The sequence below is a fragment of the Streptomyces sp. RKND-216 genome, assembly GCF_004795255.1.
GTDB lineage: Bacteria > Actinomycetota > Actinomycetes > Streptomycetales > Streptomycetaceae > Streptomyces > Streptomyces hazeniae.
Window position 1 is genome coordinate 4,208,076 of sequence record NZ_SSBQ01000002.1, and the last position, 22,736, is coordinate 4,230,811.

The window sequence follows — 22,736 nt, forward strand, 5'->3', positions numbered from 1 at the left end:
TCACACCCACGTTCTGGGGCGGAAGCGGTTGGCCCGTTCCACCAGTTCGATCCTCTCAGAGCCGGACTGCGCCAGCCTCGCGAGCCGGCGGTAGGACCGCTCCAGGGCCTCCCGGAGCCGCGCCTCCTCCGGCATCGCGTTCAGCAGCGGCAGCACGTGGCCGTTGAACGCCGGGCGGGTGGCGAGCACCCAGTCCAGCGCCACGCCCAGCACCTCCGTCGTGAGCCGTTCGTGCCGCAGGGCGTCGAGGCCCGCCTCACGCAGCTGCTCCACCTGGCGGGCCGCGGCACACAGGTCGTCGAACGGCAGCGTGCGCGGGTCGCGCCCGCGCAGCCGGGCCCGTACGGCCGCCACGCGGGCGGCGGTGTGGTGGCTGGAGGTCTCCGGTACGGACTCCAGCGCCCGCACGGAGCCCTGCCGGTCGCCGGTGGCCAGCCGCACCCGCGCCAGCCCGAACGCGGCGCTGACGTAGGAGGGGTCGGTGGTCCAGACGAGCCGGTAGTACTCGGCGGCGTTGTCGAGCTGGCCCAGCGTCTCGGCGCACACCCCGAGGGCCAGCTTGGGCGCGATCTCGCCCGGGAACGCGTCGTAGAGGGCGTCGAAGGAGAGCGCCGCGGTCTCGCGGTCGCCCTCGGCCAGCGCGGTGAGACCGCGGAACCACACGACCCGCCAGTCCTCCGGGTGCCGTGCCTCCAGTTCGGCCAGCAGGCGGGCGGCGCCGTGCCGGTCCTGCGGGCCCGCCAGCTCAAGCAGGGCGCGCAGCTCGCGCAGCCTGCGTTCGATCGAGTCGGCGGGGGCGTGGGCCAGCGCGGCGGCGACTTCGGCCGGCGCGGAACCGGCCAGCCCGGCGAGGAATCCGGCGCACGGGTCGGAGAGGTCGACTCGGGGCACGGGCAGCGCCAGCGCGGTCGCCCGGGTCTCCAACGGGACGAGCGCCGGGCCGTGGGCTGCCGGGGCAGGACCGCCGGCCCACCAGGCGGCGGCGCCCCGTCCCGCACCGGCACCCGCACCCGGGGCGTACCCGGGCGGCAGTCCCGGGGGATGGCCCGGGACGCCGTGGGGCGGCGGACCGCCCTGGGGATGCTCCGGTGCCGCCGCCGCACGGCGGGACTGAGCGACCAGCGGCAGCGTGCCCGCCGTGTCGAGGTCCCCGTCAGGACCGGTAGGGGTCCCTTCGGCGGGGGAAGCGGCTGCGTACCCCGCGGGCGGCGGATACGTCCAGCCGCCCCTGGAGGCCTCGGGACCGGCCGCCGGGTGCGGGGTGGCCGGGCCGGCCCACCCCTGTGCGGGCCCCGGCACGGGCGCACTTCCGGCACCGCCTGCGCCCGCGGCGGCGCGGCGGCGCAGGAGCCGCCCGAACCGTCCGCCGCCCGCCGGTATGGCGGCCCGAGCGCCCAGCGCGGACGCGTCGCCCGTCAGGTGCGGCAGCAACGCCGTGTCCACCACGCGTAGTTCGGGCCCGAAGAGGGTGGACAGAGCCGGTCGCGGACGTTCCGTGCGCAGCGCGACGATCTCCCGCAGCACGCCGGTCAGCTGATCCGCCATCTCCTGTGCGGAGGCGAACCGGCGCTGCGGGTCGGGGTCCGTCGCGCGGACCAGGAAGCGGTAGAACGACTCGTACCGGCGGAAGATCTCCACGCTCTCCGGGTCCGGGAGCCGGTCGGCGTAGTCGCCGGTGTAACCCTTGAAGTCGAAGGTCAGCACCGCCAGCGTGCGAGCCACCGTGTACAGGTCGGAGGCGACGGACGGCCCGGTCTCCGGAACCTCCGGAGCCTGGTAGCCGACGGTTCCGTAGATGGGGCTCTCCAGGTCGTCCATTCGCCGTACCGCGCCCATGTCGATCAGCTTGAGCTGGTCGGCCTGCTGTATGGCGTTGTCGACCTTGAAGTCGCAGTAGAGCAGGTTCCGGCTGTGCAGGTGCCCCAGCGCCTCCAGCGCCTCGATGCCGTACGCGCACGCCTGCTCCACGGGCAGCGGGTCGCGCCGGCCGGCCTCCGTGCGACGGGAGTTGGCGATGTCCTTGAGGGAGCGGCCGCCGACGTACTCCATGACGATGTAGCCGTCGAGGCTGCCGGTGCGCCGGTCCAGGTGCTCGACGAAGTTGTAGATCCGCACGATGTTGGCGTGCTCGATCTCCGCCAGGAAGCGGCGCTCCGAGATCGCGACCGCCATCGCGTCCTCGTCGCCGGTGTCCAGCAGCCCCTTGAGCACCACCCAGCGGTTGGACACCGCGTGGTCGACGGCCAGGTAGATCCAGCCCAGCCCGCCGTGCGCGAGGCAGCCGGCGATCTCGTACTGCCCGTGCACCACGTCGCCGGCCCGGAGCTTGGGCAGGTACGAGTAGGGCCGCCCGCACTGCGTGCAGAACCCTTCCGTACGGCCCGGGCGGCCGCCGCGCGCACGCCCGACCTTCGCCCCGCACGCACCGTTGCTGCAGAAGCGCTTACGCTCCGGCACCCGCGGATCGTCCAGCACCACCGACGCCGGGTCCGCCTTCGGCACCTCCGGCACGGTGACCAGCCCCGCGCCCAGCCGGTTGCGCGCCGACGTTCCCGCTGTCGTGCCCGAACTGCGCACGGACACCGACCGCACGCCGCTCCCGGAGACCGAACGGGACAGGCGCCCGGACACCGACCGGCGGGACGCCTGCGAACGGGAGGAGTCCCGGCCGGACGCCTGCCCGGAGCCGCTCGAGGCGGGTGCCGGGTCCGGGCGCGCGGGCGGGGTGAGACCGGTCGCGGTCGCGCCGATCACGCCGACGGCGGAGACGACCGGCGCCAGGCCGCAGGCGCCGCAGTACAACTCGCCGCCGTCCGCGCCCTCGTAACGCCCCGAACAGCCCGGCCGCTGGCAGGTCCGCCCCGCCATGCCGCCGCCCGGTGCCGCCGTTCCCGCCTGCGGTGCCACGTTCACCCTTCCCCCCTGTGCTCGGCAGGGGAACCGTCGCCCTGCCGTGGTACGAAGACTTCTCTCGCCGCGTCCACGTAGCGGCGCACGGCGGTCTCCGCCGCGCCCAGGTCGCACGGCGCGCTCCACAGCATGCGCCGCGCCGTGTCGTAGCGCTCCCTGAGCAGCCGGTCCTGTCCCGCGCCGCACCGGGCGACTTCCGCACGGTAGGCATCCAGCCTGCCGCGCAGTTCCGCGCGCACCGCGAGCGGGGCCGTCACCGCGGACAACGACGCCCTGGCCCGGTCGAGTTCGTTCTCGGCCTCCTCCTCCAGCGACTCCAGCAGCGGCGACAGCCGGTTCCACTGCGCGTAGCGCCGGTACTCGGCGGCGCGGGAGAGCTGTTCCTGGAGCGCCGTCGACGGTCCGCTGACCGCCGGCACCTCGGAGGCCGCTATCTTCGCCAGCACCTCGACCCGTGCCGTGCGTGCCTCGGCGAGGGTGCGGTCCGCGCGCGACAGCATGTCCCGCAGGCGCAGCAGCCGCTGCTCGGCATCCTGCCGCACCGTCAGCACCGCGTCGATGTCCCGCCGGACGTCCTCGATCGCGCGGGCGGCCGCGTCGTAGCGGACGGTGTCCGGACGGCCGCCGCCGGGGGCGGAGCTGCCGCCGTCCGCGTTCCAGAACGCCAGCGGGTCGCGCAGCACCTCGGCGCGCAGCGCGGCGAGTTCACCGGTGATCTCCTCCAGCGCGTCGCCCGAGGGGTGTTCACCCGGCCGCACGCCGACCGAGCGTGCCAGCGACCGCACCCGTCCCAGCTCCTCGGCGAGCAGGTCGATCCGGGCGGGCAGCGCGGACCACACGGCCTCGGCCGCGACGACCACGTCCAGGGCACGGGCGTACCAGGCGTTCATCCGCCGCACCAGCTGCGCGAGCGTCAGCTCCTCCACGGCGTCCCCGTCCCCGGGGTGCCCTTCCTCGGCGTCCGCGTCCCCGGAGCGCCCGGACGCGCCGTCGGCGGGCCGCTCGGCCGGCACGGTGAGGGTGCCGTGCAGCAGCCCGGTCAGCTCCGTCAGGTCGTCGCGGGTCGGCCAGCGGTGCCGCTTGCGCAGGTCGCGTGCCGCGCGCAGGGTGTCGGTGTAGAGGTCGAAACAGGTCCACAGCAGGGTGATCGTCGTCTCCGCGTGCGCCCAGCGCCGGGCGGTGACGCCGGTGAGGTCCGCGCCTTCCAGCAGGCGGCGGCCCGCGTGCTCCTGCAGCGCGAGGAGTGTCGACTCGACCGTCGCGCGCTCCGTGTACAGGCGCGACAGCTCACGGTCCGCCTCCTCCCGGCTCATCGCCGGTACGGCGGGTCGCGGCGGGCCCATCGATCACCTCGCTGATCCAAGTCCGTGGCTGTGCGGTCGGTCGTGCGACCGCCGCGCGTGCACCCGCCCCGCCGGGCGGGTGCCGACGCGGCGTTCAGTCCCGGTACACCGGCTCCGGCGGTGCCGGTTCCGTGCCCGGGTCCATCATGTCGGCCAGCCAGCGGTCGTACGAGGCCCTCCACCGACTCCCGTCGCCCCCTGCGCGGTACTTCTCCAGCACCCTGTTGACCCGGCGCACCAGATCGTCGTCCTCCAGGTTCATGGCGACCCCGTACGGCTCGACCGTGGCGGGCTCGCCGACCAGCTTCACGGAAGGGTCCTGCGCCACCTGCCCGGCGCCCAGCGCGTTGTCGGTCAGCACCGCGTCGGCCTCGCCGAGCTGCAGCCGCACGAGGCAGTCGAGCTGGTTGGCCACCTTGACCTGGCGAACGTCCAGCGCCGCGTACTCCTCGGCCTCCAGCAGCTTCTCCGCCGTCGAACCGCGGGCGCTGCACACGCGTCTGCCGCGCGCCGAGTCGTCCAGCCCGGTGATGTCGCTGTCCTCCGGCACGACGAGCTGCTGCCCGCTGAGGAAGTAGGCGGTGGAGAACGCCACCTCCTTCACCCGGTCGCAGTCGATCGTCATGGTGCGCACCACCATGTCCACCTCACCCTCCCGGATCGCCGGAATGCGGCGCGCGGTGGGGATCGTCCTGAACACGATCTGCGGGTCCGGGCCGAGCAGGTCCTCCGCCACTGCCCGCACCAGGTCGATGTCGAAGCCCGCCAACTCCCCGGTGGCCGGGTCGCGGTAGCCCCACAGGTAGCTGTTCTGGTCCACGCCCACGACCAGCCGCCCCCGCTCCTGGATGCGGGCGACGGCAGGTCCCGCGGCGGACGACGGGCTGAGGCTCGCCGTCGGATCCCCGCCGTCGGCACAGGTCTCCGCCTCCGCGAACGAAGCGGACCGGACGGTGCCCACCGGGCCGGCGGACGCCGTCTGCGTGGGGCCGGACCCGCCCGCCAGGAAGGGGACGGCCAGCGCCGCAGCCGTCGCGGCGGCCGCCATCGTCGTCGCGAGGCGGGCCCCCCGCCGCCGTTCGCCGTCGTGCACGTCCACGTCGTTCCCCCTCATCGGTACTCCGACAGCCGGCGTCCGATGCCGACCGTCGCGCCCCCGGCGCCCAGCAGGGCGAGCAGCGCCCCGCCGGCGGCGAGCCCGGTCAGCGCCGCCCGCCCGTCGCCGGCCTCCTCCTCGAACTCGGCCTTCTCGTGCGCGCTCGCCTTCCGCAGCCCCGTGTCGACGACGTCGAACGCGTCGCCGGTCGTGTCGCTCTCGCGGCCGATCACCAGCTCCACGGCGCGCTCGTAGTCGCCGCCGTCCTCGGCGGCACGGGCCTTCGTGTGCCGCTTGTGCCACACGTGCAGGCCGCGCTGCGCGTCCGCCACCGGGCCGCGCCCCGCCTCGTCGTCGGCCAGCCGGTAGGCCTCGTCGACCAGGCCGCCCCGGTCCTCCGCGTCCGGCTCGGGCTTCGGCCCGGCCACCCGTGCCAGGTGCCGTACGGAGTCCTGCTCGTACGTGCCGCCCGCGCCGCGCGCGACCAGCCACATGTTCTCCGCACTGCGCGCCTGCAGCGAGCCGATCCATGCCTCGTTGAGCGCGTGCAGCGAGCGGGCGCCGTGCTCGTCCGAGTTGCCGAGCCAGGAACGCGCGAGCGCGGAGCCGGCGGTCAGCCACAGCAGCGCCACCAGGGTCGCCGCCGCCGCGCCCACCAGGCCCGGGCTGAGCACCCGGTTGGTGCGCAGGCGGTCGCGGCGCTGAGCCCAGCCGAGTGCGCCGAGCGCGGCCAGACCGGCGAGGGTGGCCGCCCACGGCCAGGAACGCGCTTCGGCGTAGTCCGCGCGCAGCCGCGCGTTCTCCGCCTCGTACAGGTCGCGGGCGGCGGGCAGCAGCTTCTCCTGCATCCGCTCGTTGGCGTACCGCAGGTATGCCCCGCCCAGCGGCACTCCCTGGCGGTCGTTGGCCCGCGCCGCCTCCACGAGGCCCGTGTAGCGGGGGAGTTCACGGTTGAGCTCCGCGATCCGGCGCTGGGTCTGCGACGAGCCCTCCGAGTTGGCTGCGGCCTTGGCCAGCAGTTCGGAGGCGCGCCGGATGTCGCGCTCGTACCGTTCGCGGAGGGAGCGCGGTTCGCCGACGCCACCGCCTCCGGCGAGGAAGCCGCCGGAGGCGGTGGTGTCGGCGTCGGCCAGCGACCGGTAGATGCTGGCCGCGTCCTGGCTCAACGGCTGGCTGTGCTCGACCACCGCGTCGGCGGCGGCGGCGCGCGCCCCGACCTGCCAGGTGGTGAGGGCGCCGAACAGCAGGAGCAGGGCGGTGAGGAGCGCGGTGATGCCGCGCAGCCTGCCGGGCTCGGTCGTCGCGGCCTCGCGGACGCGGCGGACCGTCTCCTCCCAGAGGGCGCGTGGTGTGCGCGGTGTTCCGGCACCGTGCTCCCCGCCGCCCGGTGCCGGGCCGGGCGGGCCGGGCCGGGCCGGGGCGCTGTGGCCGGGCGGCGCCGGCGGTGCCGGTGCGGTGGTCGGTGGTGCCGGCGGCCATGCGGCGGGCGGCTGTGTCACAGCTGGTCGGTCCTCCCCCTGGCGTTCTCCCCGTTGCCCAGCAGTATGACGGCCGGTGCCGACGCCCACATGCGGTACCCCACTACGCGCCCTCCCCGGCGCACCGCCCCGGCGCCTGCGGTCGCCGCCCGACGTGCAGGGCGCCGGCAGGACGGGCTCGGGCCCTCGCAGGTCAGGCCGCGCGGAGGCGGGCATAGGCCGCCCGGCCAGCGCCCGCGCGGTCCAGGCCCAGGAGGGCGGCACCCAGCACCGGCGGTGCCGTCACCACGTGCGGGACGGCGTGCGGGGCCCGCGCCGCGAGCCCGTCCCGCACCCAGCCGTCCAGCAGCGCGTGGCCGGCCGTCAGGATGCCCCCGCCCAGCACGACCGGCGTGGGCCGGTCCGTCAACGCGAGGGCCTCCAGGGTCACTCCGGCGAGGGCCACCACCTCGTCCGCCTGCCGCCGCACCAGCGACCGGGCCACCCGGTCGCCGTCCGCCGCCACGGCGAACAGCAGCGGCGCCGCCTCCAGCCGCCGCGCGGGCGGCAGGTCGCCGAGGTGGAACGCCTCGATCAGTGCCCCCATCGACCGCTGTCCGAAGTGTGCGGGCAGCGCCTCGGCGAGCGCCGTACGGTCCCCGCGGCCGTCGGCCGCGCGCGCCGCGTGCCACACGGCCTCGTCGGCCAGGCCACCCCCGCCGCCCCAGTCGCCGGACAGCCGCCCGACGGCGGGAAAACGGTGTGTACGGCCGCCGCCGTCCCGCCCCACGCAATTGATGCCCGCGCCGCACACCACGGCCACCCCGTGCCCGTCCGCCGCGTCGTCGGGGAGCCCGGCGCGCAGCAGCGCGAACGTGTCGTTGAGCACGTGCGTCTCGCGGCCCCAGCCCCGGGCGCGAACGGCGTCCGCCAACTCCCGCTCCTCGCGGGGCAGGTCGGCGTTGGCGAGACAGGCGGTGACGTCGTCGGCGAACGGTGCGCCGGAACCGCTGGCGCACCCGGCGGCCCGCGCGGCCCGGGCGACGGTCGCGGCCAGCGCGTCCATCGCCGCGCCGACGCCCACCGCGGGGGGCTGGAAGCCGCCGCCCCGCGCCCGGCCCAGCACTGTGCCGTCCCCGCCGACGACGGCGACGTCGGTCTTGCTGTTGCCCGCGTCGACGGCGAGGCAGGCAGCGGTCACAGCCATGCCAGGTGTGCGGTGTTGTGGGCGAGTAGCCGGTCCGTCAGCGCCTCGGCGCGGTCGTACTGGCCGACCAGGGGGTGTGCCAGCAGTGCCCGCGCCACGCGGTCCCGGCCGCCGCGCACGGCGGCGTCCAGGGCCAGGTCCTCGTACGCGGCGACGTGCGCGATCAGTCCCGCGTACAGCGGGTCCACGGGCGGTGCGGGCAGCGGCCGCGCGCCGGCGGCAGTGATCCGTGCGGGCACCTCCACCACCGCGTCGTCCGGCAGGAACGGCAGCGTGCTGTCGTTGCGCACGTTGACCACCTGCACGGACCCGGTGCCGGTCTCCGGCCCGCCGCCGAGCAGCGAGGCGGCGAGGGCGACCGCCGCCTCCGAGTAGAACGCCCCGCCCCGCTTCGCCAGCAGCTCCGGCTTCCGCGTCAGCGCCGGGTCTTCGTACATGGCGAGCAACTGCGCCTCCAGGGCGGCGACTTCGCTCGCCCGCGAGGGCTTGTTCCGCATATCGTCGACGACCTGGTCGTGGGCGTAGAAGTACCGCAGGTAGTAGGAGGGGACGACGCCGAGCCGTTCCAGCACCGGTTGGGGCAGCCGCAGATGCTCGGCGAGCCGCGCCGCGTGCGCGTCGAGCAGCCCGGGCAGCAGATCGGGCCCGTCGGGGCCGCCCTGCCGGACGGCCAGCTCCCAGGTGAGGTGGTTGAGCCCGTAGTGGTCCAGGTGGAGTTCGTCCGGCTGGGTGCCGAGCAGTTCGGCGAAGGTGCGCTGGAGGTGGATCGCCACGTTGCACAGGCCGAGGGCCTTGTGGCCGGCCTGGAGCAGCGCCCTCGTCACGATGCCCACCGGGTTGGTGAAGTCGATGATCCACGCGTCCGGGTTGCGGCGGCGTACGCGTTCGGCGATGTCCAGCACGACGGGGACGGTGCGCAGCGCCTTGGCCAGCCCGCCCGCGCCCGTGGTCTCCTGGCCCACGCAGCCGCACTCCAGCGGCCATGCCTCGTCCTGCGCGCGGGCCGCCTGGCCGCCCACGCGGAGCTGGAGCAGCACCGCGTCGGCCCTCTCGACCGCCCCGTCCAGGTCCGCGGTGGTGGTGACTTTCGCCGGGTGGTCCTGCGCCCGCAGGAGTCGTCGGGCGAAGGCGCCGACCGGGGCGAGGCGTTCGGCGGCCGGGTCGACGAGGATCAGCTCGTCCACCGGCAGCGTGTCGCGCAACCGGGCGAGCCCGTCGACGAGTTCGGGCGTGTAGGTGGAGCCGCCGCCGACCACGGCGAGGGTGACGTTCATGCGGTGCCTCTCCGGCGAAGTCTCGACAAGTGGTCTAGACAATATCCGGCGCGAGGTCGAAGGGGGAGGGGGCGGTGCCGGTGGCCCGGGTCCCCTGGGGCCCGGGAGGGCCGGGCGTCAGTCCCGGGCGTCCTTGCGCAGCGAGACGCGGCCCGCCTCGACCGCCAGCGACTCGTCGTCGACGAGCTGCACGCCCTCGGCGTCCAGCGCGCGCTTGATGCGCCAGCGCAGCTCGCGCTCCACGCCCAGCGCCTTGCCGGGCATCGTCTTGACCGCGACCCGCACGGTCATCGACTCCAGCGTGACCGAGTCCAGGCCCAGCACCTCGACGCCGCCCCACAGGTGCTCGTCCCAGGGCTCGGACTTCGCCAGTTCCTCGCCGGCCGCAGCGATCGCGGCGCGGACCACGTCGAGGTTCTCGGTGGCGCGCACCTGCACGTCCACGGAGGCCGTGGCCCAGCCCTGGCTGAGGTTGCCGACCCGCTTGATCTCGCCGTTGCGGACATACCAGATCTCTCCGTCGTCGCCGCGTAGCTTCGTCACGCGCAGGCCGATCTCCAGCACCGTCCCGGTCGCCTCGCCCGCGTCCACCCGGTCTCCCACGCCGTACTGGTCCTCCAGAAGCATGAACATGCCGGTCAGTACGTCGGTCACCAGGTTGCGGGCGCCGAAGCCCAGGGCGACGCCCGCGACGCCCGCGCTGGCCAGCAGCGGCGCGAGGTTGATGCCCAGCGTCGACAGCACGATCAGTACGGCGGTGCCCATGATCAGCAGCGACGAGACGCTGCGCAGCACGGAGCCGATGGCCTCCGAGCGCTGCCGCCTGCGCTCGGCGTTGACCAGCAGGCCGCGCAGCGCGTTCCCACTGGCCTCGGCCTCGGCGTTCCGGTTCACCCGCCGGACGAACTTGGTGATCGCCCGCCGGACCACGACGTTCAGCACGAAGGCCACGACCAGGATCAGCGCGATCCGGATGCCGCCCGCCAGCCAGAACTCCCAGTTCCGCTCTATCCAGCCCGCGGCGGTGTCGGCCGTCCGGCGGGCCTCCTCGATCGAGGGGACCGCGGGCGGCGGGGTGGCTCCGGACAACAGGGGCACAGCGCAACCTTCCGTGCGGGACGCGGCCGCACGGCCGGGAACGGGGCCTCGCGGGGGCTCCGTGCGGGAAGCGGACGCCTCCCCACACTAACGGCGCCTCGCCCCCCGCCCGCGCGACGGACGGGAGGTTCCGGTCACGCACCGGTCACCCCCTGCCACTGACCGGCGGTTCGGTGGAACGTCGTGTGGTGAAAAACACGGACACCGCGTTACCGGGCCGTGGTGGCGCAGGTGCAGGGGCAGACGACACACTGAGGGGAGATCGTCCCGGCGCGAGCCACGCGCCGCCGACGGAACTGGAGGCACCGTGCCGCATGTCCTGGTCCTCAACGCGTCGTACGAGCCGCTCGGCGTCGTACCGCTTCGCCGCGCGCTCATCCTCGTACTCAACGACAAGGCAGTCAGCCTCGAGGACTCCGGCGCCCTGATGCACAGCGCGACCCGTGTCATACCCGCCCCCAGCGTCGTACGCCTGAAGCGTTTCGTGCGGGTGCCCTTTCGCGGCCCCGTTCCCCTGACCCGCCGCGCACTGTTCGCGCGGGACGGGGGCCGCTGCGCGTACTGCGGTGGCGTCGCAACCAGCGTCGACCACGTCATCCCGCGCAGCCGCGGCGGGCAGCACACCTGGGAGAACGTGGTGGCGGCCTGCCGCCGCTGCAACCACGTGAAGGCCGACCGCCACGTCGCCGAGATCGGATGGCGGTTGCGGCACCAGCCCGCGCCGCCCACCGGCCTGGCCTGGCGGATCATCGGCACCGGTCATCGCGACCCACGCTGGTTGCCGTATCTCCAACCGTACGGCGCGGACGACGCCATGGCCCGGATCGAGGGCAGAGTTCCTGCCTGAGACCGGGCCATCACCGTGCAGGGGCGCCGACTCCGCGCGGGGACGGCGCCCCGGCACGGTCAGTCGTGACCGCCGTCCTCCCCGCCCGGACGCCCCTCCGCGTCCGCAGCGTCCCGGCCGTCCTCGGTGACCCGAGCGTCCTCGCCGTCCCGGGCGTCCCCGCGGACGGCGTACGCCTCGACCGACCACAGCGAGTAGCCGAAGCGCGTCCCGCGCTCCTCGCCCCGCACCCGGACGAACCGCGTGTCCTCCGGGGCGTCCATCCGCACGCTCTCCCGGCCGCCGCGGCCTTCGCTCACGGACGCCGCCGTGCGCCAGTCCAGGCCGTCCGGCGACACCTCGATCCGGTACCGCGCGCCGTACGCCTCCTGCCAGTGCAGCACCACCTCGCCGACCCGGGCGGGCCGGTCCAGCTCGATCCGCACCCACGCGTCGTCCTCGGCCGGCGAGGACCAGCGGGTCTCCGGGTCGCCGTCCGTGACGGCGGACGCCGGAAAGTCGGGCGTCTCGTCCCCGGAGGAGACCGCCGCCGCGCCGCGCGCGAGGTCGGGCCCGCCCGCCGCCGGGAACGCCCGCACGGTCAGCGTGCGGCGCTGCTCCCCGAAAGCCACCCCGACCCGGTACACGCCCGGCCGTACGTCCTTCCCCGCCACGACCTCCAGCGGTACCCGGGTCGAGCCGCCGCGCTGCACGGTGACCTCGTCCGGCGCCCGGACGGTGAAGCCGTCGGGCGCGTCCACCTCCAGCTCGCCGCGCACGTCCTGCGGGCGGTGGCCGGTGAGCCGCGCCGTGATCTGTGCCCCCTCGCCGCCGGCGGCCGCGTACACCTCCTGCCGGGACAGCTCCAGCGAGGTGCCGGGGGTGTCCGCGTACCAGGGGGTGATCTCGTGCACCACCGGGGCGCGGGTGCCGTCCTCCCAGCGCAGCCGTACGGCGTCCGCGGTGGCCCGGGACGCATCGGACTGCGTCCAGCCGCTGCCGGACAGCCGCCCGATCCGGCGCCAGCCCTCGCCCGGCACGCGGACCTCGACCTCCGCACGGGTACCGGAGCCGGGCCCGGTCAGCACCGTCACCGCCGTCAGCGGGCGGGGCCGGTCCAGCTCCACGGTGAGGGCCTGCCCGGCCGCGTCCGCCGATCCGGACGGGCTCCGCTCCTCCGGCAGGGTGGGCGGCAGGTGAGTCGTGGGCGTCGTGCGGGCCCGGTAGGCGGTGCCCGGATCGCCGTCCACCGCCTTCGCCACCGAAGCACCCCTCCGGCCGGGCGGCCCGCCGTCGGCCTTCCGCTCCGCTCCGCCGCCGGCGCGCACGCCGGTCCAGTCCCCGGCGGTCTTCAGCGCGCGGTCCAGGAACGCGGGAAGCACGCCCTCGCCCACGACCACCTGCGCGGCCTTCGCCTCGCCGCGCAGCCGCTGCACCTCCAGCTGCGCCTCCCAGGCCGCCGCGCCGTCCCCGCGCGCCTGCGCCGACAGCAGCCGCACCGCCGCGTCGCCGGCCCAGCCCAGCAGTGCGAGCTGGTCGAGCCACGGCTCGGCGTCCCGCGCCAGCGGGCGGGGCGCCTGCTCCGTGGCCCGGCGCATGGTGCGGAACGCCTCGCGCAGCCGGTCCGCCGCGGTCTTCAGCCCGGCACGGTCGTCGGCGGCGTGCGCCTCCCAAAGGGCGTCGAGGAGCGGCACCAGGTGCGCCGACTCCTTACCGCCCAGCATCGACGACGCGTCGTTCCCGGCCAGCGCGCGCACGGCGGCACGTGCGCCCGGCGCCTCGCCGGCCAGGGTGTCGACCGCCGCCTCCCAGGAGGCGCCGGGGGTGTAGTCGCGCGGGTTCCAGGCGAAGTCCGCCACCGTGAAGAGGGGGATGCGGGAGGCGACGGGCTGCTCCATGGCGTTGGCCAGCAGTGCCGACGAGCCGGAGGCCACGGCCGGCTGCCGCCCCCGGTACGGGCCGAGGAACAACCGTTCGGGCGCGTAGTCGTTGACGGGGTAGTTGTCCATCGTGACCACAGGCTGCTGCGGGTACGCCTTCCGTACGCCCGCGAGCTCGCCGCCGGTGATGGTGCGCGGCACCACGCCCACGCCCGTCCACGCCACCTGCACGGAGTCGTCCAGCGCGCGGGCCAGCGCCGTCCGGTACGCGGTGCGGCCCTCCTGGTAGAACTCGGTCGGCAGCACGGACAGCGGCTCCAGGTCGCGGTCGCCCTCCTTCCGCCGCTGTGCGAGGTGCGTGGCGACCTCGCCGGCCACCTCGGCCTGCGCCCGGGCTGCCGCCTCGGGGCCGGTGCCATAGGTGTCGGCGTCCTCCTCGCAGTGCCACTCCTCGTAGGACACGTCGTCGAACTGCAACTGGAAGGCGCGGGCGCCCAGCGCCCGCATGGCGTCCAATTTGCGCAGCAGCGCGCGGCGGTCCTCCCCGGAGGAGAAGCACAGGCTCTGGCCGGGCGCGACCGCCCAGCCCAGCACCACGTGGTTCTCCTCCGCGCGCCGCGCCAGCTCGCGGAACGCGGCGCGCTGCGCGGCCGGGTAGGGGTCGCGCCAGCGGGCGGACTGCCGGAACGGGTCGCCGCCGGGCGCGTACACGTAGCGGTTCTGCTTGGTGTGGCCGAGGAAGTCCAGCTGTTCCAGACGTTCGGCGTGGCTCCATGGCTCGCCGTAGAAGCCTTCCGTGACGCCGCGGGCCCGGGCGGTCGGCCAGTCGCGGATCACCACGCCCGGCACGCCGGTCGCGCCGTCCCGTTCGGTGACCAGCTGCCGCAGCGTCTGCGCTGCGTGGAAGAGCCCCGCCCCGCCCACGCCCGACAGGGCCACGGTGTCCTGGCCGTCGACGCGGCCGGTGGCGAGGCGGTAGCCGCCGACCGGCAGGTCGCCCCGCTCCCGCACCTTCAGTGCCCGCAGCGCCTCGCCGGCGGCCACCGTCCCCACCCGGACCACCGTGCCGCGGGGCGCGGGCCGCTCGCCGGGCGCGCTCTCGTGCACGGTCCGCGCGCCTGCCCGGCGCAGCGTCTCCCGCACCACCCGGAGCGCGTACGGGTCGGCGTCCTCGTCGGTGACCAGTGTCACCTCGGCGCCCAGCGGGGCGAACGCATCCCGGTCGGCCGTGATCTGCTGTGGGCGCGGCCACACCTGCGGCGCCTCGTCTTCCCGCGTACGGTCCTCGCCGCGGCTGTTCGTCCCGTCCCCGGGGCCGCCCGGGGCCGCGTGCACGGTCGCCGGGCCGCCACCGAGGAGTCCCGAGACCACCCCCGCCACCAGCGCTGCCGCGCCCGCGCTGCGGGCCAGGCGGCGAGGACGGCGGGACGCGGGGACGTGCGGCCTCGCCTCGTGGCGGGCGTCACGGTCCGGTGACAGCACGGCGGCTCCCTCCCTGACGGCGTTCCGGCGCCGACGCGTGTATGCGTCGCCGCGTTCCGTGGTGCCGCACCCAAGGTAGCGGTCCGTAGCCGCGTGGTCTCCTCCCCGCCCCGCACCCCTCGGAGACGCGCTGCCGGGCCCCGGCCGCCGGGACCGGGCCGAGCGGCACGGACGCCACGCCCGGTGACACACCGTCGCCGAGTGATCACACCCGGTGGCATGGCGTAAAATGTGGAGCGCGATGCCCAGAATGTCCGATACTCCTTCGCTCTGCCGGGTGCCCCACCGGCAAATCGGCGGAGCGAGCCACGTGAGGTGGGACACGTTCCTTCGCGGAACACGTCTGTCCTCCCGCAGGCTGGGTAAGCGCGCACTTGACCATCGACATCCATGAACGGGAGGCCCGCCGTGGCCGCGTCCGCCGAAGCCCTGATGACCGTCCTGATTCCCAAACAGGTGCACGAGTCGGTAGAACCGGCCGGTGTGTCCGACATCGACTCCGGCCTGGACGGCTCGTGCTCCAGCGGCTACCCCGAGGCGCCGCTCACCAGTGAACCGCCGCTCGCCGACGTCGCACCGCTGACCAGCGAGCTCCCCATCGCCGCCGAACTGCCGCTCACCAGCGAGCCCACCGGCACCGGCTTCGGCGCGGAGTCCACGGACATCTGATGGAGCGCCTCGCGCGGCTCGCGGCGGCGCACGGCGTCGCCACGTCCTACGAGCCCGCGCCGGGCACCGTGGTCGACGTGTCCGAGGACACCGTCGTCGCCGTACTGGCGGCACTCGGCGTCGACGCCACCACGCCCCGAGCCGTACGCGAGGCCCTCGCACTCCACGAGCAGGAAGCACGCCGCCTGCTCCCGCCCACCGTGGTGCTGCGCACCCCGTCCGGAGGCGGCAGCCTCCCCGACCTGCCCGACGGCACGGCGTTACGCGTCGACACCGACACCGGGCGGTCGCTGGACTGGGGGCGCGGCACCGTTCTCCCCCTCGGCGTCCACACCCTGCGCGCACAGGCCCCAGACGGCCGGGCGGCCCACGCCACCCTCCTCGTCGTGCCGGACCGGGTCCCGGCCCCCGCCGGCTGCTCCGGCCCCTCCGGCGCCGGCGGACGCCACGTCGGCCTGCTCACCCTCCTCCCCGCACTGCTCTCCGCCCGTTCCTGGGGCATCGGAGATCTCGGCGACCTCGCCGACCTCGCCTCCTGGGCCGGACGCACCCTCGGCGCCGGCTTCCTCCAGCTCGGCCCCCTGCACGCCGCCGTCCCCTGCGCGCCCACCGACCCCTCCCCGTACCGGCCCTCCTCCCGCCGCTTCCCCGACCCCGTGCACCTGCGCGTGGAGGCCGTGCCCGAGTTCGCCCAGCTGGACGGCTCCGCCCGGGACCGCGCCGGCACCCTCCTAGCCCGCGCCGCCGCCCTCCGCGAAGCCGTCCTCGACAAGGGCGCGTTCCTCGACCGCGACGCCTCCTGGGACCTCAAGCTGGAAGCCCTCCGCCTGATGCGGCAGGTGCCGCTCGGCCCCGGCCGCCGCGCCGCGTACGACGACTTCCTCGCCGCGCAGGGCCGCGCGCTGGAGGACCACGCCACCTGGTGCGCGCTCGCCGAACTGCACGGCCCCGACTGGCGCGCTTGGCCCGCCGGCCTCGACGACCCTCGTTCCGCTCGCACCGTGCAGGCCCGCGCCGAGCACCGCGACCGCGTCGACCTCCACCGCTGGCTCGCCTGGCTCACCGACACCCAGCTCGCCCACGCCCAGCGCGCCGCACGGGACGCCGGGATGGCCGTCGGCCTGGTGCACGACCTCGCGATCGGCGTCCACCCGCATGGTGCGGACACCTGGTCGCAGCAGCACGCCTTCGCGCGCGGCATGTCGATCGGCGCCCCGCCCGACGCGTTCAACGCCCACGGCCAGGACTGGGGCCTGCCGCCCTGGCGGCCCGACGCCCTCGCCGATTCCGGGTACGGCCCCTACCGCGAGGTCGTCGCCGGCCTGCTGCGGCACGCGGGCGCCGTGCGGATGGACCACGTCATGGGCCACTTCCGGCTCTGGTGGGTGCCGGAGGGGAGGCCGCCCACCGAGGGCGCCTACGTGCGGTACGACGCCGAGGCCATGCTCGGCGCCCTCGCTCTGGAGGCCCACCGGGCCGGTGCCGCGGTGATCGGCGAGGACCTCGGCACGGTCGAGGACGGCGTACGGGAGGAGCTGGCTTCCCGCGGCATCCTCGGCACTTCGGTGCTGTGGTTCGAACGCGACTGGGCCGCCGCGGACGAACGCGGGGCGGGCGCGGGTGCGACGCACGCGCGCGAGACGGAGGAGGACGACGCGGACCACGCGCCGCCGCCCCTGCCGCCGGAGGCGTGGCGCGCGGACTGCCTGGCGACCGTCACCACCCACGACCTGCCGCCCACCGCTTCCCGTCTGAGTGGCGGACACGTCGCCCTCCGGCACGGCCTCGGCCTGCTCGGCGGTCTGCTCGGCGACGCGGAGCACGCCGATGCCGCGGAGACGGAGGGCTGGTTGGCATGCTTCCGCGCGCTTGGGCTGCTCCCCGAGCACGGCCCCGACGACGGTCCCCGCGAAGCCGGCCTCCCGGACGCCGACGCTCCGGACGCCGCGCTGCTCGCGGCCCACCGTTTCCTCGCCCGCACCCCCGCCCGTATGGTCGGCGTGTGGCTGCCCGACACCGTCGGCGACCACCGTCCGCAGAACGTGCCCGGCACCTGCGACGCGTACCCGAACTGGCGGCTCCCGGTCTCCGACGCGGACGGCAGACCCGTCTCGCTGGAGACCCTCGCCGCCACTCCGCGGGTGCACGCCCTCTTCGCGGACCTGCGCGCCGCCCTCGCCCGGTGACCGGCCCGACAGCAACAGCCCGAACAGAACGCGAGGAACCGAACGCATGTCGCTCACCCTCCCCGGCGGGCCGCTGGCGCGGCGGTCTCCCGACACCGTCAACTACCGCGTCGACGGCCCCGCCCACCGCCTCTTCCAGCACCCCTTTCCCCGCCGCGTCCGCGCCCACTTCGGCGGCCGTACGGTCCTGGACAGCGTGCGCGGCGCCCTGCTGCACGAGACCGGCCTTCCGCCGCAGTTGTACGTGCCCCGTGAGGACGTCGACGACAGCCTGCTGACCGCGACCGACCACCGCACGCACTGCCCGTTCAAGGGCGACGCGCGCTACTTCTCGCTGGCGGCAGGGGACCGCACCGCCGAGAACGCCTTGTGGCACTACCCCGACCCGCTGCCCGAGGCCCGCTGGCTCGCCGGGCTGGTCGCTCCCTACTTCGCCCGCATGGACGCCTGGTTCGACGAGGACGAGGAGATCCACGGCCACCTCCGCGACCCCTACCACCGCGTCGACGTCCGCCCCACCTCCCGCGACGTGCGGGTCGTCGCGGGAGGGGTGGAGATCGCTGCCACCCGGCACGCGATGCTGCTGTCCGAGACGGGCCTGCCCAACCGCTACTACGTGCCGCGGCGTGACGTCCGCGTGGACCACCTCGAGCCGAGCGCGACGCACACGGTCTGCCCGTACAAGGGCCGCGCCTCCTACCGCTCGCTCCGCGTCGGCCCTCTCTCCCTGCCCGACACGGCGTTCTGGTACCCGGAACCGCTCCAGGACGCGGTCCGCGTCGCGGACCACCTCTGCTTCCACGGCGAGGGCGTCGAGACCCGCGTCGACGGCGAGGTGGCGGGATGAGTGACCCCGGTCGCGCGCCGTGCCGGGGCATTGGTTACCTTCGAAGCGTGAAGACGAATGCTAAGACGAAGGCCCTGCGCGCCGGCACCCTCACCGCCGGGACCGCGGCCCTCACGGCTCTGCTGACCTCCCCCGCCTTCGCCCTCGTCCGCGACGACGGCGACGACCCGGGCCCCGGCCTGAGCATCATCGAGACCCTGGGCCTCTTCGTCGTCGCCCCCGTCGCGCTCTTCCTGGTCATCGCCGCCCTGGTCATGGTCGGCGACCGGCCCGCCAAGCAGTCTCCCCAGGACTGACACCGGCGCGACGACCCCGACGCACCCCGTTCTGACATCGTTTTCGCGAGAGGGCGATATCGAACGGGGTGGTGCGCGTGTCCCGCACAGTCATCGACATCGACGACAGGCTGCTCGCCGAAGCCGCCGGAATACTCGGCACGGTGAACGCCGTCTGGCAGATGTGGTGAATCGTCGCAAGCGCCAGGCGTTCTTCGACCGGCTCGACGCAGGCCTCCTCCCCGATCTCACCGGTCCCATCGAGCCCGGTGAGGACGACGCAGGGGCGGAGCACCCGGCAGCGTGACCGAGCGTCACCTCATCGGCAAGTCGGCCTTCGCCCGCTGGGGAGAGCCGGCAGTCCGCGCCGTGATCCGACCCCTCCACGACGCCGGACTCCTGGCCGTCTGCGGCGCTGTGGAACTGGCTTCCCACTCCCGACGAAGCGTGGGACCGGGTCCTCGACGTGCGGCAGCGGCTGATCGACACCGGGAACCGTCGAGCCGTGTCCCTCCCGGACCTGGTGATCGCCGCGACAGCCGAACGCCACGGCGCCGTCGTCCTCCACTACGACGGCGACTACGACATGTTCGCGGTCGTCACCGGTCAGCCCACGCGCTGGGTGGTCCCGCGCGGCACAGCCGACTGACGTCGCCGTCGCCACCTGTGGGTTGCGGTCGACGGAACGGCACCGGGTTTTCGGACCCGACACCCTGGCTCGGGTGTCCCGCGCGCTCTGCCGCCGCCGAGGGGAGCGGCGCGCTGCGAGACCACGGGTCTGGCTCACGCGACCGGGTTCTCGAGGAGCGTGATGCGGTTGCCGTCGGGGTCGTGCAGCGCGGCGAAGCGCACCGTTCCACCGCCACCCGACTGCACGGGCCCTGCGGCGAGGCCCCGCGCGGCGAGCTCCGCCAGGGCCTCGTCCAGGTCGGCGACCGTCAGATTGAGCAGGGTCGATCCGGCGTGCTCCGGGGACTCGAAGACCTGCACCCACCCGTCGGGGGTGAGGTGCCAGTCGGCCAGGCTCGGCATCGGCCGGGTGTCGGCGGGCCTGCCGATCAGGCGCTCGTACCAGAGCACGGAGGTCTCGACGTCGCGTACCGGGGCGACCGCGAGGACGTGGGAGACGTGCATGGCGGGTGCTTCCTTCCCTGGGGCGTGGGCGGGCCGGTACACAGAGAGACGATTCTCCCGCCGCAATCTCATCGCGGGCAGCGGATTCGGCCTGCAGGGCATGACGACGGGCCGCGCGGTCACAGGCCCGCTGCGCAGATGTCAGCCCGTCGCGGCGGACAGACAGCTGCCTCGCCGACGGGTCCCCTGCTCGCGCTGAGTCAGGTGTGCCGCGAGTGGGCCCTCCACTCGCCCCCGGCCGCGGGAAGCGGCCGGGGGCGGGCGGGTGGGACGGGACCGTCAGCGGGGCGCGGCGGCCGCGTCGGCGGACTGCGCGCCGAGGGCGCGGGAGACCCCCGCGCGGGATTCCGTGACCAGGCGGCGCAGCGCCGCCGTCGGGGCCGCGTCGGCGAGCCAGCGGTCCGTTGCCTCCAGCGTGGTGGGGGAGACCTGCACCGTCGGGTAGAGGCCGATGGCGATCTGCTGGGCCATCTCGTGGCTGCGCGATTCCCACACGCCCTTGAGCGAGGTGAAGTACTTCTCCGCGTACGGCTCCAGCAGCTCGCGCTGGTCGGTCTGGACGAAGCCGGAGATCACGGCCTCCTGCACCGCGTTCGGCAGCGTGTCCGACTCGACGACCGAGGCCCACGCGGCGGCCTTGGCCTCCGGGGTGGGCAGTGCGGCGCGGGCGGTGGCGGCGTGCTGCTCGCCCGCCGAGGTGGCGTCGCGGCGCAGCTCCGCCTCGATTGCCGCCTCGTCGGCGCGGCCCATGGCCGCGAGCCGCTGGAGCAGCGTCCAGCGCAGCTCGGTGTCGACCGCCAGGCCGTCCACGGAGGCGGTGCCGTCGAGCAGGCCTGCCAGCAGGTCGAGCTGCTCGTCGGTGCGGGCGACGGAGGCCAGCGCACGCGCCCACGCGAGCTGGTGGTCGCTGCCGGCGTCGGCAGCCCGCAGGTGCTCCAGGGCGGCGTTCGCCCAGCGCCGCAGCCCGGCCTCGCGCCACTCGGGGGCGGCGTACAGGTCGAGGGCGAGCTTGAGCTGGCGGTGCAGCGACTGCACCACGCCGATGTCGGACTCCCGGCCGATGCCGGACAGCACCAGCTCCAGGTAGTCGCGGGTGGCCAGCTCGCCGTCCCGCGTCATGTCCCAGGCCGCCGACCAGCACAGCGCGCGCGGCAGGGACTCGGTGAACGAGGCGAGGTGCCGGGTGACGGTGGCCAGCGACTCGTCGTCGAGGCGGACCTTGGCGTACGAGAGGTCGTCGTCGTTGAGCAGTACGACCGCAGGACGCGGCCGGCCGGTCAGCTCGGCGACCTGCGTCAGCTCGCCGGTGACGTCCAGCTCGATCCGGTCGGTGCGCACCAGGCGCTCGCCGTCGCCGGTGGACTCCAGGTCGTAGAGGCCGACGGCGATGCGGTGCGGCCGCAGCGTCGGCTCACCGGTGGCGCCCTCGGGCAGGGCCGGCGCCTCCTGGCGGACGGCGAAGGAGGTGATGTTCCCCGCCCCGTCCACGTCGATCACCGGGCGGAGGATGTTGATGCCCGCGGTCTCCAGCCACGCCTTCGACCACGCCTTCAGGTCGCGCCCGGAGGTCTCCTCCAGAGCGGTCAGCAGGTCGGTGAGCCGGGTGTTGCCCCACGCGTGGCGCTTGAAGTACGCCTGCACGCCGCGGAAGAACTCGTCCCGCCCGACGTAGGCGACGAGCTGCTTGAGCACCGAGGCGCCCTTGGCGTACGTGATCCCGTCGAAGTTGACCAGCACGTCGTCCAGGTCGCGGATCTCGGCCATGATCGGGTGCGTGGACGGGAGCTGGTCCTGCCGGTACGCCCAGGTCTTCATCTGATTGGCGAACGAGGTCCAGGCGTGCGGCCAGCGGCTGCCGGGCGCGTGCGCGAGGCAGGCGACGGAGGTGTAGGTGGCGAACGACTCGTTCAGCCACAGGTCGTTCCACCACTCCATGGTGACCAGGTCGCCGAACCACATGTGCGCCAGCTCGTGCAGGATCGTCTCCGCCCGCACCTCGTACGCGGCGTCCGTCACCTTGGAACGGAAGACGTACTGGTCGCGGATGGTCACCGCGCCCGCGTTCTCCATCGCGCCCGCGTTGAACTCCGGGACGAACAGCTGGTCGTACTTCGCGAAGGGGTAGGGGTGGTCGAACTGCTCCTGGAACCAGTCGAAGCCCTGCCGGGTGACTTCGAAGATCGCGTCCGCGTCCAGGTGTTCGGCCAGCGACGGCCGGCAGTAGAGGCCCAGCGGCACGCTCCGCCCGTCGCCCTCCCAGGTGCTGTGCACCGCGTGGTAAGGGCCGACGATCAGCGCGGTGATGTACGAGGAGATGCGCGGCGTCGGCTCGAAGCGCCACACGGTGCCGGCTTCGCCCTCCGGCTTCGGCGTCGGTGAGTTGGAGATCACCGTCCAGCCTTCCGGAGCGGTGACCGTGAAGGAGAAGACGGCCTTCAGGTCGGGCTGCTCGAAGGAGGCGAAGACCCGCCGCGCGTCCGGCACCTCGAACTGGGTGTAGAGGTAGGCCTGTTCGTCGACCGGGTCGACGAAACGGTGCAGGCCCTCACCGGTGTTGGTGTACGCGCAGTCGGCCACCACCCGCAGCTCGTTGCGGCCGGGGGTCACGCCCTCCAGGGCGATCCGGGAGTCCGCGAAGACCTTCGCGGGATCCAGGGCGGTCCCGTTCAGCACGACCTCGTGCACGGTCGGCGCGACGAGGTCGATGAAGGTGCCGCCCGCTTCGGCGGCGTCGAACCGCACGGTGGTCTCCGACCGGAAGGTCCCGCCCTGCTGGGCGCCGCTCAGGTCGAGCTCGATCTCGTACGCGTCCACGGTCAGCAGCCGCGCCCGCTCCTGCGCTTCGGCGCGGGTCAGGTTCGTCCCAGGCACTTCGGTCACTCCCTCTTCGTCAACGGTCCCGCCATCCTTCCATGCGGCGAAGACCGCATGCCGTTCATATCTCCCGCAGTCTCTGGCCGGAGGGCTTCCCGGCCGGGACGCCGGGCGCGGGGCGGGCCGCGCGGCCTGGCCCGCGCCCGGCGCGGCGGTGATCCATGCCGTGCGATCGGCG

At 74.7% G+C, this 22,736-nt stretch carries 15 protein-coding genes and 1 pseudogene; 6 read left to right on the plus strand and 10 right to left on the minus strand.

All coding sequences use genetic code 11. From position 1 onward, the window contains the following. From E4198_RS18350 to E4198_RS18380, 7 genes are all read right to left on the minus strand, one after another. Positions 1–2,868, minus strand: a complete 2,868-nt coding sequence (locus E4198_RS18350; RefSeq protein WP_136185467.1) for a serine/threonine-protein kinase — start codon at positions 2,866–2,868, stop codon at positions 1–3. 41 nt (positions 2,869–2,909) lie between these two features. Further along, positions 2,910–4,253, minus strand: a complete 1,344-nt coding sequence (locus E4198_RS18355; protein WP_136184126.1) for a hypothetical protein — start codon at positions 4,251–4,253, stop codon at positions 2,910–2,912. A gap of 94 nt (positions 4,254–4,347) precedes the next feature. After that, on the minus strand, positions 4,348–5,367 hold the full coding sequence (locus E4198_RS18360) for a glutamate ABC transporter substrate-binding protein (RefSeq protein ID WP_136185468.1): 1,020 nt from the start codon (positions 5,365–5,367) through the stop codon (positions 4,348–4,350). Next, positions 5,364–6,848, minus strand: a complete 1,485-nt coding sequence (locus E4198_RS24990; RefSeq protein ID WP_168711466.1) for a hypothetical protein — start codon at positions 6,846–6,848, stop codon at positions 5,364–5,366. The genes E4198_RS18360 and E4198_RS24990 overlap by 4 nt, the downstream gene beginning before the upstream one ends. A gap of 172 nt (positions 6,849–7,020) precedes the next feature. Then, on the minus strand, positions 7,021–8,013 hold the full coding sequence (locus E4198_RS18370; protein WP_136184127.1) for a BadF/BadG/BcrA/BcrD ATPase family protein: 993 nt from the start codon (positions 8,011–8,013) through the stop codon (positions 7,021–7,023). Continuing rightward, positions 8,004–9,287 (minus strand): 6-phospho-beta-glucosidase, encoded by a 1,284-nt coding sequence (locus E4198_RS18375; protein WP_136184128.1) that lies wholly within the window; start codon positions 9,285–9,287, stop codon positions 8,004–8,006. The genes E4198_RS18370 and E4198_RS18375 overlap by 10 nt, the downstream gene beginning before the upstream one ends. A gap of 117 nt (positions 9,288–9,404) precedes the next feature. Further along, complete coding sequence (locus E4198_RS18380) at positions 9,405–10,385, minus strand: mechanosensitive ion channel family protein (protein WP_136184129.1); 981 nt, start codon at positions 10,383–10,385, stop codon at positions 9,405–9,407. A gap of 307 nt (positions 10,386–10,692) precedes the next feature. Between E4198_RS18380 and E4198_RS18385 the strand changes: the two genes are divergently transcribed. Continuing rightward, complete coding sequence (locus E4198_RS18385) at positions 10,693–11,232, plus strand: HNH endonuclease (protein ID WP_027763668.1); 540 nt, start codon at positions 10,693–10,695, stop codon at positions 11,230–11,232. Between the two features lie 59 nt (positions 11,233–11,291). On the opposite strand, the gene E4198_RS18390 is transcribed toward E4198_RS18385, so the two are convergent. After that, entirely contained in the window at positions 11,292–14,474 is a 3,183-nt protein-coding gene (locus tag E4198_RS18390; RefSeq protein ID WP_136185469.1) for a beta-N-acetylglucosaminidase domain-containing protein, read from the minus strand. Positions 14,475–14,981: 507 nt separating this feature from the next. On the opposite strand from E4198_RS18390, the gene E4198_RS18395 reads away from it, so the two are divergent. The 5 genes and pseudogenes from E4198_RS18395 (at position 14,982) to E4198_RS18420 (ending at position 19,199) form a co-directional block, all read left to right on the plus strand. Then, positions 14,982–15,242, plus strand: a complete 261-nt coding sequence (locus E4198_RS18395) for a hypothetical protein (RefSeq protein ID WP_136185470.1) — start codon at positions 14,982–14,984, stop codon at positions 15,240–15,242. Beyond that, complete coding sequence (malQ, locus tag E4198_RS18400) at positions 15,242–17,428, plus strand: 4-alpha-glucanotransferase (RefSeq protein ID WP_136184130.1); 2,187 nt, start codon at positions 15,242–15,244, stop codon at positions 17,426–17,428. Before E4198_RS18395 ends, malQ begins: the two co-directional genes overlap by 1 nt. Before the next feature lie 46 nt (positions 17,429–17,474). Further along, positions 17,475–18,275, plus strand: a complete 801-nt coding sequence (locus E4198_RS18405) for a DUF427 domain-containing protein (RefSeq protein ID WP_136184131.1) — start codon at positions 17,475–17,477, stop codon at positions 18,273–18,275. A 47-nt stretch (positions 18,276–18,322) separates the two neighbouring features. Continuing rightward, the gene (locus E4198_RS18410) at positions 18,323–18,571 is read left to right on the plus strand and encodes a hypothetical protein (RefSeq protein WP_136184132.1); all 249 of its coding nucleotides are present in this window, start codon (positions 18,323–18,325) and stop codon (positions 18,569–18,571) included. A gap of 282 nt (positions 18,572–18,853) precedes the next feature. Beyond that, positions 18,854–19,199 (plus strand): annotated as a pseudogene (locus E4198_RS18420) (PIN domain-containing protein). Positions 19,200–19,333: 134 nt separating this feature from the next. Here the strand turns inward: E4198_RS18420 and E4198_RS18425 are convergent. Both E4198_RS18425 and pepN read right to left on the minus strand, forming a co-directional pair. Further along, positions 19,334–19,684, minus strand: a complete 351-nt coding sequence (locus E4198_RS18425) for a VOC family protein (protein WP_136184133.1) — start codon at positions 19,682–19,684, stop codon at positions 19,334–19,336. A 279-nt stretch (positions 19,685–19,963) separates the two neighbouring features. Beyond that, the gene (gene pepN / locus E4198_RS18430; protein WP_136184134.1) at positions 19,964–22,555 is read right to left on the minus strand and encodes an aminopeptidase N; all 2,592 of its coding nucleotides are present in this window, start codon (positions 22,553–22,555) and stop codon (positions 19,964–19,966) included. Between the last annotated feature and the right edge of the window lie 181 nt (positions 22,556–22,736).